Origin of the sequence: Cobetia amphilecti (genome assembly GCF_020217465.1) — a bacterium.
Classification (GTDB): Bacteria; Pseudomonadota; Gammaproteobacteria; order Pseudomonadales; family Halomonadaceae; genus Cobetia; species Cobetia amphilecti.
The window spans coordinates 2,394,266-2,410,871 of the sequence record NZ_CP084115.1 but is presented as its reverse complement, the minus strand read 5'-3'; the positions used below and the strand labels follow the sequence as shown (position 1 = coordinate 2,410,871).

The following is a 16,606-nucleotide window of genomic DNA, read 5'->3' as shown; positions in this document are numbered from 1 at the left end:
CCACGACCGTAAGGTGTCATCATGAGTGAGCATCGTCAGGTATTTCATGCGGGGGAACGACGCGTTCAGGCGCGTGCAGGAGTGCCCGAGAGTTATGTCGACCAGGTGGCCCCTTATGTACGCGACCAGATGCCAGAGCAGCATGTCGCTTTCTTCGATAGCTTACCAGTGCTGTTCCTGGGCGTGCCGGACACGCAGGGCTGGCCATGGGTAGCGGTGAGCTTTGCCGCCCCTGGCCAGCTTTGTGATGCCACGCCCGCTGAGCTGAAGGTGCATGCACGACCGGCGCTGGGGCAATTGCTGGGGCTGGAGTTTACTCCCGGTACCAGGATCGGCGTGCTGGGTCTGGATCTGGAAAGTCGGCGGCGCAATCGTATGAATGGCACTCTGCTTGCCCCTGACGCGGTGGCGGGCATGGCGCCTGCTGAACTGCGGATAGGAGTCGATCAGAGCTTCGGCAACTGTCCACAATACATCCAGCAACGTGAGATCGACTGGGCTGGCGAGCAGGCGAAAGCGCCGGTCAGCCGCGAGGTGTCACTCGACGCTGAGGCGGCACTCAACGACGAGGCGACATGGCACGATAAAGAAGTGCGCGCCTTGCTGGCCCAGGCGGACACCTTCTTCATCGCGACTCGCGCAGGTGAGCTGGATGAGGCTGCTCCCAACGGCGTGGATGTCTCGCATCGTGGCGGCAGACCAGGCTTTCTGCACCTGAATGCCGATGGCAGCCTGTCGTTTCCTGATTTTGCCGGCAATCGCTTCTTCAATACCTTGGGCAATATCGAGCTGGATTCGCGGGTCAGTCTGTTGATTCCGGACTTCATCACCGGAGAGGCCTTGATCCTCAAGGGCCATGCCCGGATCGACTGGAACCCTCAGCGGGTAGCGCTGGTCGAGGGCGCCGAGCGCATCGTGGATGTGGTGCCGGAGCAGATATTGCACGTCGCACATGTCCTGCCGGCTCAGGGACGACTGATCGAGCGCTCGCCCGCGCTTGAGCAGACCGGTGACTGGCCGGCCGCTGACGAGTCGCCCGTATCCCTGCGCCGGCTGCGCGTCATCGACAAGGTGCGCGAAAGCGAGGTGATCACCTCCTTCTATCTGGCACCGTGGTCGGAAGCAGGACCGGAGCACGAACCGGCGGAAATCGACGCCTATCAAGCCGGTCAGTTTCTGACCCTGCGTCTGGCCTCAACGCCAGACAAGCTCTTGTCCCGCGGCGAGATGCCGGTGATGCGTAGCTACAGCATTTCTCAGGCCTGGCGGGCGGGGCATGGTGCCTACCGTATTTCGGTACGCCGTGACCCGAAGGGGCTCGCCTCACGACTTCTGCATGATGAAATCGCGGTGGGCGATATGTTGGAGGCTGCGTCACCGGCGGGGAATTTCGTGTTGCAGGACTCGCCCGCGCCTATCGTGCTGTTGTCATCGGGTGTCGGAATCACGCCGATGATCGCCATGTTGGATACCTTGGTTCAGCAGGCAGAAGCAGGTCACCCACCGCATGGTGAGGTGTTCTTCGTGCACGCCGCACGTGATGGGGGAGAGCTGGCATTTGCTGAGGTGCTGAACGTCTGGGCGCGTGTCCATGCGTGGTTGCATATACATATTGCCTTGTCGCGCCCGAGTGAGGCGGATCTCGTCGCCGGGCGGCATCAGTCGGAGGGCAGGCTGGAACTGGTGAGTCTGGCGGGTAGCCTGCCAGACCTCGCATCCAGCGACGTCTATCTGTGTGGCTCGGAGGGCTTCATGCGCGCGCAATACGCCGCCCTGATGGCGCTGGGGTTACCGCGCGAGCGACTGCATCATGAATTCTTCGGCCTTGGCTCGCTGGAGGGGGGAGATACCCTCGCGGTTGCGCAATCGGCAGACTTTCAGGCGAGCTTGCCGGAACGTACCCAAGTCACCTTCGCGCCGCGCGTGGCAGCTGGCCAGTCCGCGGCCAGCGCTGCGGGCATAACACGACAGTGGACTCCCGAACAGGGCAGTCTGCTTGAGCTGGCCGAGCAGTCAGGCGTGAATACCCTGTCCAGTTGTCGTTCCGGGCGCTGTGGTAGCTGCGCATTGCGACTCATCGAGGGTGAGGTCAAGTATCCCGAGCCGCCACAGGCCGCCGTGACCCAGGACAGGTGTTGATGTGCTGTGCCTATCCGGCGGGAGAGGCGCCACTGGTCATCCAGACGCTTTGAGCAAGGCTTGCGTGCCCCCTGTTGCGACTCGTGATGACAGTGTCTCACTCATGGCGACAAGCCTTAAGGAAATCAGTGAGATAGCGTCAGCGAGGTTCATGGTCCTGATAGGTGGGCAGCAGTATAGTGGACGATGCATGTCATTTGTTCCGCGCCCCTGACGGCTCACGGCTGGCTCGGCGTCATAGACAAGGATCTCTTTGATGGCTTCATTTCGTATTCTTACCCACCCCCAGCATGGCACGCGTGCCGTCAAGATCGGCTGGTCCTGGCCGGCGTTCTTCTTCGGCATGTTCTGGGCGCTCTACAAGCGCATGTGGTTGCTGGCGGGCAGCCTCTTCGGCTTCATCGTGCTCAGCTCGGTCTTCATCCCGGCGACGATGGAAGGGCAGCTGATTTCCAACGTCCTGTTCCTGGGCTTGAACCTGACCATCAGCTTCAAGGGCAACCAGTGGTACGCGAGCCTGCTGGAAAGCCAGGGCTATCAAGAGCAGGCACAGGTCTCGGCGCGCAATCCCGATGATGCGCTGGCTGTGCATGCCAATTCGCATAAGGCCTCTGCTGACGATATCCGCCACCATGAGCAAGGCGGCGCTCACTCACAGGATCAGGATCCTTGGGGCGATCAGCGTGAGCGCAAGGATGGCAGGGGTGACAGAGATGACGATGACAACGGCGATGGTGGCTCCGGTGGCAAGGGCGGCGGCAACGCCACGGGCACCTTCATCGGCTAAGGGCATGCCAGGAAAGAGAACAGACGATGAACCTTCAAGGACGATTGACGCGCTGGAACGATGACAAGGGCTTCGGTTTCATTACCCCGGAGTCGGGTGGCAAGGATGTCTTTGCCCACATCAGTGCCTATAAGGGGCGTGGAAGGCCCAAGGCCAGTGCGCAGGTGCATTATCAGTTGGGCATGGATGGCAACAATCGTCCACGTGCCGTCCGCTTTCGCACCCTTGGGGCCGGGGCTTTCAGCACTTCAACCGGAGTGGGGCTAGCATGGTTGGTGGCGTTGGTCGTTGCGGTCGTACTCGGTGCGGGATGGTGGCAGGAGCGTCTGCCATGGATGTTGCCTGCAGCGTATCTGGGCATGAGTCTGGTAGCGTACCTGACGTATCGGATCGATAAACTGGCTGCTGCTGAGAGTGAACAGAGAGTCCGCGAGGATACCTTGCACTTCATGGAGCTGCTGTGTGGATGGCCGGGCGCGCTGATCGCCCAGCAAAGCCTGCGCCACAAGACGCGCAAGACAAGCTACCAGTTCGTGTTCTGGTGTGTGGTACTGCTCAATATCGCCGCCGTGAGCTGGCTGACTCTCTCGCCGGATGCCGCGTCCCTTCGTGACCTGCTCGGCTTTCCCATCATGGCAGGCGAGGCCATGATCAGGTGGTCATGAGCGGATGATCGAGCGGCGTCATCAAGCGCATGACAACGACAAAGGGGGCCTATCAAGGGCCCCCTTTGTCGTTGTTGCTCACTAATGTTTACCAGTAGAGCACGCTAGCCATCAGAACGGTGCGAAATCATCCTGTTCGGCGCTCGAGGCAACCCAGCGGTCTCTGGCAGGTATCGCCCGGCGTTGCGCGCCCTGTGGCGGTATCTGGCCTCGCTCACCATACAGCCACAGCACCAGGTTGGAGCGCTGGCCGCTGGTGATCGGCTGTGCGGCATGCGGCACATTACCGCGATGCAGCATGGCCGAGCCAGGTGTGAACGCGAAGCGCACTGCGTCTCCGCTCGCGGCGTCCATGACGTCCAGTTCAGAGCCCTCGAAGGTCTCGTCGGGCAGGTTCATGTTGATGTTGAGGGTTACGGACGAGGCGTCGGTATGCGGTCGAATCGAGGCGTCTGTCGTGGGCTGATAATGGATCGAGAAGCCGAAGGACTGGCTGTCGTAGCCGATGATTTCCGGGAACAGCAGCCGCGAGATCGGGCGCATGTAGGTATCCAGCAGTTGCTGATAGAACGCCTGGAAAGTCGGTGCCGCCAGATAGCCCTCTGAGCGACGGTCGAGCATGGCGCCGCGCCGGTTGAGCACGATGCTGTAGGGCGGGCGCAGCGGAATGCCGGCGTCCCATGCCTGTTCCAGCAGGTTGCGCAGGTCAGCGATGCGCTCGACATCGAAGAGCTGGAACTGATAGACGTCAGTGGCGACTTCTGTCATCAGCGCCTTGACGTCCGTCTCGCGCTCGGGATTTTCCCACGCCCGCTTGACGGCATGCGCAGCGCCTCATCGATCAATCCACTGTCGAGGATGGCGAGATCGTCCTGCTGGACGGCTTCCCATTCACGCCAGGCGTCACTCAGCAGCTGACGATGGCTGTCCCAGAATTGCTGGACGGAGGGGGCGCGCCGCAGCATGGCTTCGCGGGAAGGAAGTTCGAGCTCGCGGGCCTGCTGCAACTGGGTCTGCTGTAGTCGGGTAGGGTGCAATACAGAATGGGGCATGGATGTCTGCTCCAGAAACTTGCGACATGAAGACTGCCGTTTCGGCGATGTTGGGCAATTTATTACGCCGTGCCTTGTTGATAAACAGGCCCCTGGAGTAAACACATTCAATATTCTGTTGATGATCTCCACACAACAGCAGGCCCGCACACAATGCGGGCCTGCTGTCGTCTGCCAGAGTGAAGCGAGGCGTGTTGTCAGCTCATCAAGCTGTCAATCACGCCCAGACCATAAAAGGCGATCATGCCGATGATGCCGGCGAAGATCACGTAGTAGAGCGTCGGGAGGATCGTCTTTCGGAGCGTGACGCCTTCGCGACCCAGAAGGCCGACGGTGGCCGAGGCAGCCACCACGTTGTGGATGGCGATCATGTTGCCGGCAGCCGCGCCAACCGCCTGGAGGGCGACCATCATGGCGCTGGAGATGCCCAGGGCCTGGGCGACGTTGAACTGGAAATCGGCCAGCATCAGATTGGAGACGGTGTTGGAGCCGGCGATGAAGGCCCCGAGGGCACCGACACTCGGCGCGAACAGCGGATAGATATCGCCCACGCCATCGGCGATGAACTGCGCCATCGCCACCGGCATCGACACCAGATCCGCCTCGTTGACGCCGGAATTGATCAGGATGCGCACCATCGGAATCGTGAACAGCAGCACGAAGCCTGCGCCGAGGATGGTGCGGCTGGATTCGCTGACGGCAGCACTGACATCGCGCATGCGCATGCGATGCAGCACGATGGTCAGCAGTACCACGACCACCAGGATACCACCGGGCAGGTACAAGGGCTGCAGACTGCCAGAGATGTCAGCCTCCCCGAGAATGCCGCTCCAGCCGAAGCTCCATGAGGTCAGCGCCTCCTTGATCGGCGCGATGACGCGCGACATCACCAGCAACACCGCGAGCAGCACATACGGCAACCACCCCATGCCGACCGAGAGCGGCTTGCGGCCCTCGACGGGCTCAAGTGTCATGTCCAGCTTGCCGATCCACTCCGCGGGCCAGCTGTCAGCGTTCGGGAAGTCCCAGGTTCTGCTGGGTAGCAGGAAGCCCTTGCGCGCCGCGGGTACCACGATGGCGAGCCCCACCATGGCGCCGATCATCGACGGGAATTCCGGTCCCAGCAGCATGCCCGCCAGTATGTAAGGCACCACGAAGCAGACACCGGCGAACAGCGCAAAGGGCGCGACCTCCAGCCCTTCACGCCAGGAACGATTGGCGCCGAAGAAGCGCACCATCACAGCAACCATGATCAATGGCATGCAGATCCCGATGATGCCGTGAGTGATGGCGACTTCAGAGGTCACCAGCTGGAAGTAGGCGTCCCAGCTCGAGCCATTCGCGGCCAGTGTCTCGCTGACACCGGCCTTGTCGAGGCCACCGGAGACCCCGACCACGATCGGCGTGCCGACCGCACCGAAGGAGACCGGCGTCGATTGCACCATCATGCCCACCACGACCGCGGCCAGTGCCGGGAAGCCCAGCGCCACCATCAAGGGGGCGGCGACGGCGGCAGGGGTGCCGAAGCCGGAGGCACCTTCGATGAAGCAGCCGAACAGCCAGGCGACGATGATGGCCTGTACGCGGCGGTCCGGGCTGATGCCGGAGAAGCCGTTGCGTATCGCGGCAATGCCGCCGGAATGCTTGAGAGTATTGAGCAGCAGCAGGGCGCCGAAGATGATCCACAGGATCGCGACCGTCAGTATCAGCCCTTGGAATGACGAGGCCAGGACACGAGTGAAGGTCATGTCCCAGGCCAGCAGGGCGATCAATGCAGTGACCACGAAGACGATGGGCATGGCGAGGCGGGCGGCCATGCGAAAGCCGATCAACAGTACCCCAGCGAGCAGCAATGGCACAAAGGCCAATAGTGCCAATAGCGACTGATTCATGTGCAGCACTCTCCCTATGTTGCGTGGCGAACGTCGTTTTATAAGTCTTTGTTGTTGGTGGGTGCGTGGTTATGTCGCATCTGACGCTAGCTCAAGGTAAGAGAGTCCATTTGTTTCTGCTACTTGAGGTCATCTGGTATTACCAGTGATGATCACGAGGTTTATTTGCGCCAACTCATTGATAGTCAATGACTCTGTGAGGTGGCGCAGCCCACTCATCACGCGCAGCAGGTCAGTTTATTAGACTAAAAGGCGGCCGTTTACCGGGTGAGAGGCGTCTGCTTCCTGAGCGTGACAGGAAGGGTGTCCGGCCAATGACATCTGCATGTTACGCACTTCACGTGCCCCAAGTGCCCCAATAGAAGGAGGAATGGCGAACAAGAAGCTGGTCGGGTGGGGTTGTCTTGCGCGCCATAAGGGCGGCTCACGCCTTGCTGGCTTGCGTGACTTCTCTCTTCGGGGTGGTCGTCATTGTCTCGAGATGCTGGGCGAAATAAGCCCTGTTCAGGCAAGGATATATCCACTGATTATTCAAGAAGTCGCGCACGATTCAGTGACAAGTCACTAGTAGCCGTCATGTCTGTCATGTATTGGCGACAGGTATTCAAGTTTAACTTTCGTTAACTGATTGAGTATAACAATTTGATACCTTTAAATAAAAGAAAGTACAAATGAGCCGGCTGTGTATATTTACAGGGTGTGGGCGTGTCTTGTTACGCTTTCTTTCCTCAATCAATCACGTCTATGGAGAGCGCATGGCAAAATGGGGCATGTTATTGGTCATTCTGGCAGCCCTCCAGTGGGGGATTACCGGTGGGCTGGGAAGTCAGTTGATGTCGTGGGGTTGGCAGGCCGAAGTCATTTCGTTCTGGCGCGCCATGGTGGGGTTCATCTGCATGCTGGGCTGGATGTTTCTGCTGGGCTATCACAAGCGCCCGGCCGACTCCACGCGTGGTCTGTTGGGGTGGTCATTGTTGGCGGGGCTGGGTGTCGCCGGCAATTTCATGTTCTATTTCAAGAGCGTCAATGAGAGCAGCGTCGCGGTGGCTGCCACGCTGATGTACAGCGCGCCCATCTTTGTCTATATCGCCTCTTTCCTGGCGCGGGTCGAGAAACCGACGCCGGTCAAGTTGGGGTCGATCGTGGTGGTGATGATCGGCATTGTATTGTTGACAGGCGTGCTGCAATCCGGCTCTGCCTCTGTCACCCCCCTGGGCATCGCCTTTGGCTTGTTGGCGGGCGTGTCTTATGCCGTGTTCATCTTTGCCTTCAAGTCCGCTTCGCGGCACGGCAGTGTGCCGGGCATCCTGGCCATCGCGCTGGGCCTGAGCACCTTGATCATGGTGCCATTCACGGACATGGGGCAGGCGATTGCGGTGCCCTTCGCCGATGAGTGGTGGGTCTTCATCCTGTTCGGGCTGGTGGGCGGTGGCCTGTCCTTCTATTGCTATATTGCCGGGCTGCGCCATAGCTTGCCGTCAGTCGCCTCCATCGTCGCCATGATCGAGCCGATCACTGCCACTCTCTACGGCCTGTTGATTCTGGGACAGGGGCTGGATGCCATGCAGATAGGTGGCATGGCGCTGATTCTGCTCGCGATCACGGTGCTGAGCCTGGCGCAGAATCGCCCGGATGTGTTGCTGCGCATGCCGCTAGGCTTGCGCAAGGACACCTCAAGAGACGCGCAGGTGAAGCAGACGGAACAGACAAGTTAATGACGTCTCGTGAACCCTGAACCAGCGCCTTCCTTCTGCTCGCGATCGTGATGAATGCCGCGAGGTACACGATGCGTGAATCTCGAGGGCAATAGCGAAGGGATGAAGGGGCCTGAAACACGATAACGCCTCGTCAGCATGACTGGCGAGGCGTTATCGTGTTGTGACGTATATGACGTCGAGTGTTGCCAGTGCGTACTGGACCTGGCTCGCTGTCAGCTATCGCTGAGCACGACGGCAAGTTCAGGGCTCGGGCGGCTGGCGTTGACGAAGAAGTCATTCATCGTCAATAGCAGGTACTTCTTCATCATGTTCTGGGCCGGCAGGAAGATGCGATCTCCGAAGTCGAAGTTGCCTGCCTGGTGCGGCACGGAGTCCTGAACGACGTAATCCTTACTGAATAGCAACTGCTCGTTCTTGTCGTAGAGACGATACTGGACATCGAAATTGGCAATGATATCGAAATCTTCATTGGCGACACCGAAGGTCAGCAGATTCTTGGTCAGGTTCTGGGCGATCAGGTAATCAAGGTAGACAGGGCCACGATTCTCGTGAGCCTGGATTTCCACCTGCAAGCGGTAGTCGCTGGCGCGTGCATCATGGGTGATGTGTGAAGACGCGGGCAATTGCTCGCGCAATAGCTGGTCGAAATGGGTCATCGCCGGTGAACAGATGCGTGACAGCTTGATGTTGCCCAATGGTTGCATGGCCTGTTGGGCAGCGCCGGAGAACAGATTGGCCTGTGGCTGGCTGTAATAGACGTCGGAATAGAACACCTTATGCTGGTAGGCCTGTGCCTCCACCGGCGTTACTTTCGGGACATCGATCTGCGCGCGCGATACACAGCCGGCCATCATCGTGAGGGCAATGCCCGCGACAGCGAGTTTCATCAATGGCATGGGCATTCGAGTGACGGACATATGACGAATTCTCAGGCGTGATGAAGTTGTCGCTCACCGTAACATGCGCATGTCACAAGGCTAAACACGGGCCAGACAACGCCTTTCAACCATTGTTAACTTTTGTTTAATATTGTTGCATTTGTCTATGCGGAGGCTCGCAAGAGGCGCCAGCTCAATCGAACCAGCGCTTGAGTGTCGTCTCCGCGCGCGCGGAATGTTCCGGTTTGATATGCGCGGCGACGATGGCGACGGCACCCGCCATCAGCGTCAGGTCATCGGTGTAGCCAAGCAGTGGCGTGAAGTCGGGCAGACCATCGATGGGCGAGATGAAATAGCCCAGCGCCCCATAGATGGTGGTGCGCGCCCAGAGAGGCGTATCTGGGTCCTGGGCGGCGAAATACATGCGAAATGCGGGATTGAGCACGCGCTTGCCTGCCTTTCTGGCGGCGCCGCTCACCTTGCGCCAGAAGCCGGCCTCCGAGTAGACCTCGGCATGGGCGTCGAGGGCCTCCTGGTGGGGGCGGCTGCCATCGCCCGTCTGCGCTAGCGGATCCGGCGCTGGCAGCCTGAGTGTCTCAGGCGGCTCGGCGGCGATGATCGTCTCATTCGTCATGGCGCTGTCTCCGTCATCTGAAGGTATCGGCAAGGGCTGCCAGCTTCATACCCTGCACTGCAGGTCTTACTTTACCATGTGACTTTGCGCGGGTTGCGTCGTTCCATGGTTCGCTCCGGGAATCGCTCCGTGTGTCATTCTGTGGAGCGTTTTGTGAGCCGCTGCGTGCTGGCAATGACAGATAGAAAGACGCCGCCTCCTCACCCGTATCGACTGGGCAAGGAGGCGGCGTCTTTTTTGGCGATCAGGAATTGGTCAGCATCAACGGCTCAGGTGGGCAGGTCGAACAGCAGGGCATGCAGCCGGTGGGCATCGCTCAGCGCGAGCCGTGATGCCTGATCCAGCGTCACGGCGTCACCTGCGCCCAGCGAGACACTTTGCGCATCACTGGTGCTCAGGCTCGTGGTCCCATCGATCACGTGCAGATAGTAGCGGCGCCTTGCGTCCAGTGGCAGTGTCAGTGCTGCGCGCTGCGCGTCATCTCCTTGCAGGCCGATGCGATACATCTGGGCATCCTGATTGATAACCAGCACCCCAGGCGCGGCTTGCGCCGGTGGTGCGATCAACAGGGTGAGGCCGTCGCGGGCGACGAAGGACTGCTGCTGATAGCGCGGCGGCAGCCCCTTGGCCTGTGGCGTGATCCAGATCTGCAGAAAGCGCAGTGGCTCGCGGGACGAGGCGTTGTACTCACTGTGCTCGATGCCCGTCCCGGCACTCATCAGCTGGACTTCGCCCACCCCCAGGGTGTGTCGTGAGCCCATGCTGTCGCGGTGCTCGATGCTGCCTGACAGCACATAGCTGATGATTTCCATGTCACTGTGCGAGTGCGGATCGAAGCCCGCGCCCGGCGCCACGCGGTCATCGTTGATCACGCGCAGCACGGAGACGCCCATGTGAGCCGGGTCGTAGTAGCTGGCGAAAGAGAAACTGTGGCGGCTCTCCAGCCAGGCGAACCTGGCATGGCCGCGTTCATTGCCGGGACGTAACGTGAGCATGGCAACCTCCTGAGACTGTGCGGGCGCGCATTGAGTGATGAATAGCCAGCCTTCAGCAGGCTTATGAATCGTGCCTGACCGGGCTCAGCAGGCGGTCGAGTGACAGCTTGCCGCCGCCGGTGATCGCCAGGCTCGCCGCGATCGTCAGCAGTGCCAGCGCGTATTCATAGCCGTTGTTGCTCGCGAACAGCCCATTGCCGATATGCACGGTCAGGATGGCGACCAGCATAGTGAAGGCCAGCACGGCAGCCGCCGGACGTGTCAGCAGGCCGATCAGGATCGCCAGTCCGCCGAAGAGCTCGCCGCTACCGGATAGCAGCGCCATCAGGTAGCCGGGTTCGATACCGATGGAGGCCATCCACTGACCGGTGCCTTCCAGGCCGTAGCCGCCGAAGGCGCCGAACAGTTTCTGTGAACCGTGGGCCATGAAGATGATGCCGGTCGGGACACGCAGCACCAGGCTTGCGAGGCTGGAATCGGTGGTCATCAGGCGAGAGAGGGCAGACGTGAACATGTGTGGCTCCATTGATCAGGGGATATGAGGTTTTTCAGATCAGTGTGTTTGAACGATGGAGCTACTATAGAATGCGGCTTATCAAAAAAATAATGGAGGATTCTGGTCTCAATGATCAGAATTTTTGAATTATGGTATCACCCATCACACTCGACGCCCTGCGCGTGCTGGATGCCATCGAGCGGCGGGGCAGTTTCGCCGCGGCCGCCGAGACACTGCATCGCGTACCCTCGGCGATTTCCTATTCGGTCCAGAAGCTGGAGGAAGAGCTGGGTGTGCCGCTGTTCGACCGCTCGCGTCGCAAGGCCGAGCTGACCGATGCGGGCCACCTGGTGCTGGCGCATGGGCGGCGCATTTTGCTGGCCACCGAGGAGATGACGGCGCTGGCGCGTCAGGCGGGAGCGGGCTGGGAGGTCGAGCTGCGTATCTGCGTCGATACCATTCTTGATCCGGAGGCGCTCTATCCGCTGTTGGAGGAATTCCAGGCCATCCAGCCGCGCACGCGGGTGGTGTTGAGCGAGGAGGTGATGGCGGGTGCCTGGGATGCGCTGCACGACAATCGCTGTGATCTGGTGATCGGCGCGCCTGGCGAGCCACCGGTGTCGGGGCTTGCGTGCCGGCGGTTCGGCGCAATAGAGCCGGTCTTCGCCGTGGCGGCAGATCATCCGCTGACCCGGCTGGCGCAGCCGATTGCCATCGAGGCGCTGCAGGAATATCCCACCGTGATCGTGGCGGACAGCTCGCGCAGCCTGCCCGGCCATTCTTCCGGCTTGCTGGACGGCCGCAGCCAGATCATCGTCAAGACCACGGCGCAGAAGATCGAGGTCCAGCGCAAGGGGCTGGGAGTCGGCTATCTGCCGCGGCATCGAATCCATCGTCATCTGGAGGAGGGCAGTCTGGCACTGTTGCAGCTGGAGACGCAGCGCGCGCCGATCGATCTCTCGCTCGCCTGGCGCAGTGGTCGTCAGGGCAAGGCGCTCAAATGGTTCCTCGAGCGCCTTGCCGCCCCCGGCATGGGTGAGGCCTTCGGGCTGTTGCCGCGCGAGGCGGCGACTGACTTGCGTGGAGACTGAACCGAGCAGACGCCCTCAGCCCCAGTCGAGCACCACCTTGCCCGACTGACCGGAGCCCATGATCTCGAAACCCTGCTGGAAGTCTGCGACGCCCAGGCGATGGGTGATGATGGGCGAGAGATCCAACCCTGACTGGATCAGGCTGGCCATCTTGTACCAGGTCTCGAACATCTCGCGGCCATAGATGCCCTTGATGGTCAGCCCCTTGAAGATGACCTTGGTCCAGTCGATGGCCATCTCGCCGGGCGGAATGCCCAGCATGGCGATCTTGCCGCCATGATTGATGACATCGAGCATCTGCTCGACGGCGGAGGGCACGCCGGACATTTCCAGCACCACATCGAAGCCCTCATGCATGTCGAGCTCCGCCATCACCTCCTGCAGGGATTCGCGGCTGACATTGACGGTACGGGTCGCGCCCATCTGCTCGGCGAGTGCCAGTCGATAGTCATTCACGTCGGTGATCACCACGTGGCGAGCCCCGATATGGCGGATGACCGCCGCCGCCATGATGCCGATGGGCCCGGCACCGGTGATCAAGACGTCCTCGCCGACCACATCGAACGCCAGCGCCGTATGCACGGCATTGCCGAAGGGGTCGAAGATGGCCGCCAGGTCATCGCTGATCTCATCCGGCAGCTTGAAGAGGTTGTAGGCGGGCAGGGCAAGATATTCGGCGAAGGCGCCGGGGCGATTGACGCCCACGCCCTCGGTATTGCGACATAGATGGCGACGCCCCGCGCGGCAGTTGCGGCAATGGCCGCAGGTGATGTGCCCTTCGCCTGAGACACGGTCGCCGATCTCGTAGCCACGCACCTCGCTGCCCAGTGCGACGATCTCCCCCGCATACTCATGACCGGTGACCATCGGCACCGGCACGGTCGCCTGCGACCAATCATCCCATTGATAGATGTGCATGTCCGTGCCGCAGATCGCGGTCTTGCGGATCTTGATCAGCACATCGTTGTGGCCGATTTCCGGCACGGCCGTCTCGGTCATCCAGATCCCGGGTTCGGCCTTGAGCTTGGCCAGCGCCTTCATGTATCACCTCCCGTCGTGGAGTCGATCACGCCCATCTCGCGGCCGATACGCGTGAAGGCGGCAATGGCCGTCTCGATCTGCTCCGGAGTATGCGCCGCCGAGATCTGGGTGCGAATGCGCGCCTGCCCCTTGGGCACCACCGGATAGGAAAACCCGATCACGTAGATGCCGGCCTCCAGCAGACGATTGGCGAAGTCGCCCGCCAGGCGTGCATCGCCGATCATCACCGGAATGATGGCGTGACCGGCACCCGCGAGGGTGAAGCCGGCCTCCTGCATGCCACGACGGAAGCGTTCGACGTTCTCCCACAGTTGATGGCGCGCCTCGGCGCTGTCCTCGACCTTGCCCAGCGCCTTGAGAGTCGCCGCCACAATGGGCGGTGCCAGCGAGTTGGAGAACAGATAAGGGCGCGAGCGCTGACGCAGCCACTCGACGATGGGCCCGCGCGCGGCCGTCACTCCACCCGAGGCCCCGCCCAGTGCCTTGCCGAAGGTGGTGGTGATGATGTCGATCTGATCCATCACGTCATGGTATTCGTGGCTGCCACGCCCGTTGGCCCCCACGAAGCCGGTGGCGTGGGAGTCATCCACCATCACCAGCGCGTCGTAGCGTCTGGCGAGCTCGCAGATGCCCTTGAGGTTGGCGATCACGCCATCCATCGAGAAGACACCGTCGGTGGCGATCAGCTTGAAGCGTGCATCGGCGGCGTCCGCTTGTTGGAGGCGGGCCTCGAGTTCGCGCATGTCATTGTTGGCATAGCGATAGCGGCTGGCCTTGCACAGGCGCACGCCATCAATGATGGAGGCATGATTGAGCGCATCGGAAATGATGGCGTCCTCAGGGCCGAAAAGTGTCTCGAACAGGCCGCCATTGGCGTCGAAACACGAAGAATAGAGGATGGCATCGTCCATGCCGAGAAAGGCCGCGAGGCGTTTTTCCAGCACGCGATGCTGATGGTGAGTGCCGCAGATGAAGCGCACCGAGGCCATGCCGAAGCCGTCACGCTCCAGCGCCTGTTGCGCGGCCGCGATCAGCTCGGGGCTATCGGCCAGGCCCAGATAGTTGTTGGCGCAGAAGTTGATCAACTCCGACCCTTGCCCCTCGTGTTCATCACCGCCCGCGACCCGCAGGCTGGCACGCTGGGGCGAGGTGATCTCGCGCTCCTGCTTGTAGAGGCCTTCTTCATGCAGCTCATTGATCTGACGGCTGAGATGGTCGTGGAAACTTGCTGGCATGCGTCGCTCCTGTCTGTCGTGGTCCTGTTCGCTTCCGATGGTCGCTGAGCGCCTGCGGGAAACGTGATGGCACAGGCTTTCAGCGTAGTCGGGGTCTGTCAGCGGCGTGGCGCGAATCGTGCGCTCAGCTGGCCGGACGCTCCTTGAGTTCATTGCCATCCTCGTCTTCAAAGGTCAGTCCCCAGCTGGTGACGGCGGCCAGCAGCATGATGGTCACGAGGAACCAGCCCTGGAAGACGAACGGGAAGACGGCGGTCGGCGAGACGGAGGGCAGCCAATCATAGGTGCCCTGCATGGACTGGATCGTCGACCAGCCCAGCAGTACTGGTGCCCCCCAAGGGAAGATGTAGCCCAGCGCAGAGGTCACGGCGTCCAGCATGTTGGCGCGGCGATAGCGATGGATGCGGTAGCGGGTGCCCAGCGCACGCACGAAGGGCGCGGCCGCGATCTCGGCGGCGGTATTGATGGTGATGGCGCTGTTGAGCAGCGCCACGATGCCCCAGATGGCCACTTCGGCGCGGCGCATCGATTGCTTGATCCAGCGCATCAGCAGGCGCGTGACATGCTCCATGGTGCCGCCGAGGGTCATCAGGTGGGCGGCACCGACGATCAGCAGGATCAGGATGCCCATGTTGACGTAACCTTCGACGCCGCGAACCAATGCACCAGTCATGACGCCATCGGCCTCGGCATCGAAGGCGATGATCTGTGACAGGCTGCCGGTGCCGGCGATCAGCATGACAGGAATGGCGAGCAGGGTGCCCCAGGTCAGAGAGGTCAGCAGGTGCTGTCCACGCAGTGCCAGTATCAGCACCAGTGCAAAGGGCGCCAGCATGATCAGCCCCGCTGGATCGGCGGCCTCCTGCATCGATTGAACCGCCGCGGGGTCGGTGATGCCGCCTTGCTCGCTGCCGCCGAAGATCACGAACAGCGCCAGCGCCGGCAAGGCTGCCGCAATCGAGTACTTGAAGCGGCTTTTCACCACGCCGGGGACATCCGCGCCCTGGGTCGTGGCGGAGACGATGGTGGTGTCTGACACCGGGGCCAGGTTATCGCCGAAGATGGCACCGGACAGTATCGCGGCAAACAGCAGGGTGGGGTCACCGCCCACCGCGATGCCGGCCGGATACATCAGCGTGCAGAAGGCGACCGTGGTGCCGTAACCAGTCCCGACAGCGGTCGAGAACACGGCTGCGAGCAGGAAGGTGAGCCCGACGAACCAGCCGCCGGTCATGTCCGAGATGCCGCCCAGCCAGACAAGCCCTTCGACCAGTCCCCCGACTTGCAGAACCTGAGCGAACATCCCGGCATAGAACCAGGCGACGATGGCGACCACCCCGATGGGCTGCGTCAGCCCATCGAACAGGCCGTTGGCATAGTCCTCCCAGCGACTGGTGCAGAAGAACAGACCGAGGGTCAGCCCGAACAGTGCCCCCATGACTAGGCCGATTTCAGAGGACAGCCCCAGCACGCTGGTCGTGATTGCCCAGACGACAAAGAAGATCAACGGGATGGCGGCGCCCCAGGCACCGAAGCGGAATGTCAGCGAAGGGGAGCCAGGCGCTACGTGTGATGCGTCATTGGGCGGGTGAGCAGCGTTCTGCTGCTCAGGACTCTGCTGTGAAGTCGGGGACATGTCATTACCTGTCTACGTCATTGTGATTGTTGGGTGACGACTTGAGGCAGTCGCTGGGCAAGACGATCTTCCGAATGGCAAGGCACTTGCTTCACCTTGCATCGGATTGCACTCGGCACATGCCAGAGCGCAATGGCGATGTTCTCAATGGCCCTATCAGCAATACAAACGCCAGCAAGGCTTGTGGATGTTTGATGTCTTGCCAGCATGAAGCGCTGAAAATCCAGCGTTCTGCCAGTCATTTCAGCCTATCAATGTGTGCTGATGGACTGTCAATGCGGCGAAGGCGCAAGACGTGTCGTTCGTGGCGGGTAGCGAAAAAAGGTGTTCATCAGACGTGACACGGC

15 protein-coding genes are annotated in these 16,606 nt (G+C 61.1%); 5 read left to right on the top strand and 10 right to left on the bottom strand.

Annotated elements, in window-relative coordinates; translation table 11 throughout:
* Positions 1–21 precede the first annotated feature (21 nt).
* The 3 genes from LCW13_RS10265 to LCW13_RS17475 all read left to right on the top strand — a co-directional run bounded on the left by LCW13_RS10265 (position 22) and on the right by LCW13_RS17475 (position 3,591).
* Positions 22–2,139 carry a 2Fe-2S iron-sulfur cluster-binding protein gene (locus LCW13_RS10265; protein ID WP_225346775.1) on the top strand — a complete coding sequence of 706 codons (2,118 nt, stop codon included), beginning with the start codon at positions 22–24 and terminating at the stop codon, positions 2,137–2,139.
* Positions 2,140–2,395: 256 nt separating this feature from the next.
* Positions 2,396–2,926 (top strand): DUF2628 domain-containing protein, encoded by a 531-nt coding sequence (locus tag LCW13_RS10260; protein ID WP_225346774.1) that lies wholly within the window; start codon positions 2,396–2,398, stop codon positions 2,924–2,926.
* 26 nt (positions 2,927–2,952) lie between these two features.
* A complete protein-coding gene (locus LCW13_RS17475) occupies positions 2,953–3,591 on the top strand; it encodes a cold shock and DUF1294 domain-containing protein (protein WP_284891895.1) in 639 nt (212 codons plus the stop codon).
* Between the two features lie 111 nt (positions 3,592–3,702).
* On the opposite strand, the gene LCW13_RS10245 is transcribed toward LCW13_RS17475, so the two are convergent.
* The 3 genes from LCW13_RS10245 to LCW13_RS10235 all read right to left on the bottom strand — a co-directional run bounded on the left by LCW13_RS10245 (position 3,703) and on the right by LCW13_RS10235 (position 6,535).
* Positions 3,703–4,359, bottom strand: coding sequence for a 2OG-Fe(II) oxygenase family protein (locus LCW13_RS10245; protein WP_225346773.1), 657 nt, complete (start codon positions 4,357–4,359; stop codon positions 3,703–3,705).
* Positions 4,359–4,643, bottom strand: coding sequence for a hypothetical protein (locus LCW13_RS10240; RefSeq protein ID WP_225346772.1), 285 nt, complete (start codon positions 4,641–4,643; stop codon positions 4,359–4,361). The genes LCW13_RS10245 and LCW13_RS10240 overlap by 1 nt, the downstream gene beginning before the upstream one ends.
* A 197-nt stretch (positions 4,644–4,840) precedes the next feature.
* A complete protein-coding gene (locus tag LCW13_RS10235; RefSeq protein WP_225346771.1) occupies positions 4,841–6,535 on the bottom strand; it encodes an L-lactate permease in 1,695 nt (564 codons plus the stop codon).
* A 770-nt stretch (positions 6,536–7,305) separates the two neighbouring features.
* Here LCW13_RS10235 and LCW13_RS10230 point away from each other — a divergent pair.
* Positions 7,306–8,250 carry a DMT family transporter gene (locus LCW13_RS10230; protein WP_263643030.1) on the top strand — a complete coding sequence of 315 codons (945 nt, stop codon included), beginning with the start codon at positions 7,306–7,308 and terminating at the stop codon, positions 8,248–8,250.
* Between the two features lie 215 nt (positions 8,251–8,465).
* Here LCW13_RS10230 and LCW13_RS10225 read toward each other — a convergent pair whose 3' ends face one another.
* The 4 genes from LCW13_RS10225 to LCW13_RS10210 all read right to left on the bottom strand — a co-directional run bounded on the left by LCW13_RS10225 (position 8,466) and on the right by LCW13_RS10210 (position 11,274).
* Positions 8,466–9,149, bottom strand: coding sequence for a hypothetical protein (locus LCW13_RS10225; RefSeq protein ID WP_225346769.1), 684 nt, complete (start codon positions 9,147–9,149; stop codon positions 8,466–8,468).
* A 175-nt stretch (positions 9,150–9,324) separates the two neighbouring features.
* A complete protein-coding gene (locus LCW13_RS10220) occupies positions 9,325–9,765 on the bottom strand; it encodes a YkvA family protein (RefSeq protein WP_225346768.1) in 441 nt (146 codons plus the stop codon).
* Between the two features lie 269 nt (positions 9,766–10,034).
* Positions 10,035–10,760: a pirin family protein gene (locus tag LCW13_RS10215; protein WP_225346767.1), complete on the bottom strand. Its 726-nt coding sequence runs from the start codon at positions 10,758–10,760 to the stop codon at positions 10,035–10,037.
* A 61-nt stretch (positions 10,761–10,821) separates the two neighbouring features.
* Positions 10,822–11,274 carry a DoxX family protein gene (locus tag LCW13_RS10210; protein WP_432704833.1) on the bottom strand — a complete coding sequence of 151 codons (453 nt, stop codon included), beginning with the start codon at positions 11,272–11,274 and terminating at the stop codon, positions 10,822–10,824.
* A 131-nt stretch (positions 11,275–11,405) separates the two neighbouring features.
* Between LCW13_RS10210 and LCW13_RS10205 the strand changes: the two genes are divergently transcribed.
* Positions 11,406–12,347 carry a LysR substrate-binding domain-containing protein gene (locus tag LCW13_RS10205; protein WP_216060823.1) on the top strand — a complete coding sequence of 314 codons (942 nt, stop codon included), beginning with the start codon at positions 11,406–11,408 and terminating at the stop codon, positions 12,345–12,347.
* A gap of 15 nt (positions 12,348–12,362) precedes the next feature.
* On the opposite strand, the gene tdh is transcribed toward LCW13_RS10205, so the two are convergent.
* From tdh to LCW13_RS10190, 3 genes are all read right to left on the bottom strand, one after another.
* Positions 12,363–13,388, bottom strand: a complete 1,026-nt coding sequence (tdh, locus tag LCW13_RS10200) for an L-threonine 3-dehydrogenase (RefSeq protein ID WP_225346765.1) — start codon at positions 13,386–13,388, stop codon at positions 12,363–12,365.
* Entirely contained in the window at positions 13,385–14,623 is a 1,239-nt protein-coding gene (locus LCW13_RS10195; RefSeq protein WP_225346764.1) for a glycine C-acetyltransferase, read from the bottom strand. Before LCW13_RS10195 ends, tdh begins: the two co-directional genes overlap by 4 nt.
* Positions 14,624–14,747: 124 nt before the next feature.
* Entirely contained in the window at positions 14,748–16,259 is a 1,512-nt protein-coding gene (locus LCW13_RS10190; RefSeq protein ID WP_225346763.1) for a Na+/H+ antiporter NhaC family protein, read from the bottom strand.
* Between the last annotated feature and the right edge of the window lie 347 nt (positions 16,260–16,606).

Bases quoted from the DNA above. Each gene is read 5' to 3' on its own strand.
- LCW13_RS10220 (WP_225346768.1), bottom strand. From the start codon at position 9,765: ATGACGAATGAGACGATCATCGCCGCCGAGCCGCCTGAGACACTCAGG.
- LCW13_RS10240 (WP_225346772.1), bottom strand. From the start codon at position 4,643: ATGCCCCATTCTGTATTGCACCCTACCCGACTACAGCAGACCCAGTTG.
- LCW13_RS17475 (WP_284891895.1), top strand. From the start codon at position 2,953: ATGAACCTTCAAGGACGATTGACGCGCTGGAACGATGACAAGGGCTTC.
- LCW13_RS10265 (WP_225346775.1), top strand. From the start codon at position 22: ATGAGTGAGCATCGTCAGGTATTTCATGCGGGGGAACGACGCGTTCAG.
- tdh (WP_225346765.1), bottom strand. From the start codon at position 13,388: ATGAAGGCGCTGGCCAAGCTCAAGGCCGAACCCGGGATCTGGATGACC.
- LCW13_RS10215 (WP_225346767.1), bottom strand. From the start codon at position 10,760: ATGCTCACGTTACGTCCCGGCAATGAACGCGGCCATGCCAGGTTCGCC.
- LCW13_RS10190 (WP_225346763.1), bottom strand. From the start codon at position 16,259: ATGTCCCCGACTTCACAGCAGAGTCCTGAGCAGCAGAACGCTGCTCAC.
- LCW13_RS10225 (WP_225346769.1), bottom strand. From the start codon at position 9,149: ATGCCATTGATGAAACTCGCTGTCGCGGGCATTGCCCTCACGATGATG.
- LCW13_RS10195 (WP_225346764.1), bottom strand. From the start codon at position 14,623: ATGCCAGCAAGTTTCCACGACCATCTCAGCCGTCAGATCAATGAGCTG.
- LCW13_RS10245 (WP_225346773.1), bottom strand. From the start codon at position 4,359: ATGACAGAAGTCGCCACTGACGTCTATCAGTTCCAGCTCTTCGATGTC.
- LCW13_RS10230 (WP_263643030.1), top strand. From the start codon at position 7,306: ATGTTATTGGTCATTCTGGCAGCCCTCCAGTGGGGGATTACCGGTGGG.
- LCW13_RS10235 (WP_225346771.1), bottom strand. From the start codon at position 6,535: ATGAATCAGTCGCTATTGGCACTATTGGCCTTTGTGCCATTGCTGCTC.
- LCW13_RS10210 (WP_432704833.1), bottom strand. From the start codon at position 11,274: ATGTTCACGTCTGCCCTCTCTCGCCTGATGACCACCGATTCCAGCCTC.
- LCW13_RS10260 (WP_225346774.1), top strand. From the start codon at position 2,396: ATGGCTTCATTTCGTATTCTTACCCACCCCCAGCATGGCACGCGTGCC.
- LCW13_RS10205 (WP_216060823.1), top strand. From the start codon at position 11,406: ATGGTATCACCCATCACACTCGACGCCCTGCGCGTGCTGGATGCCATC.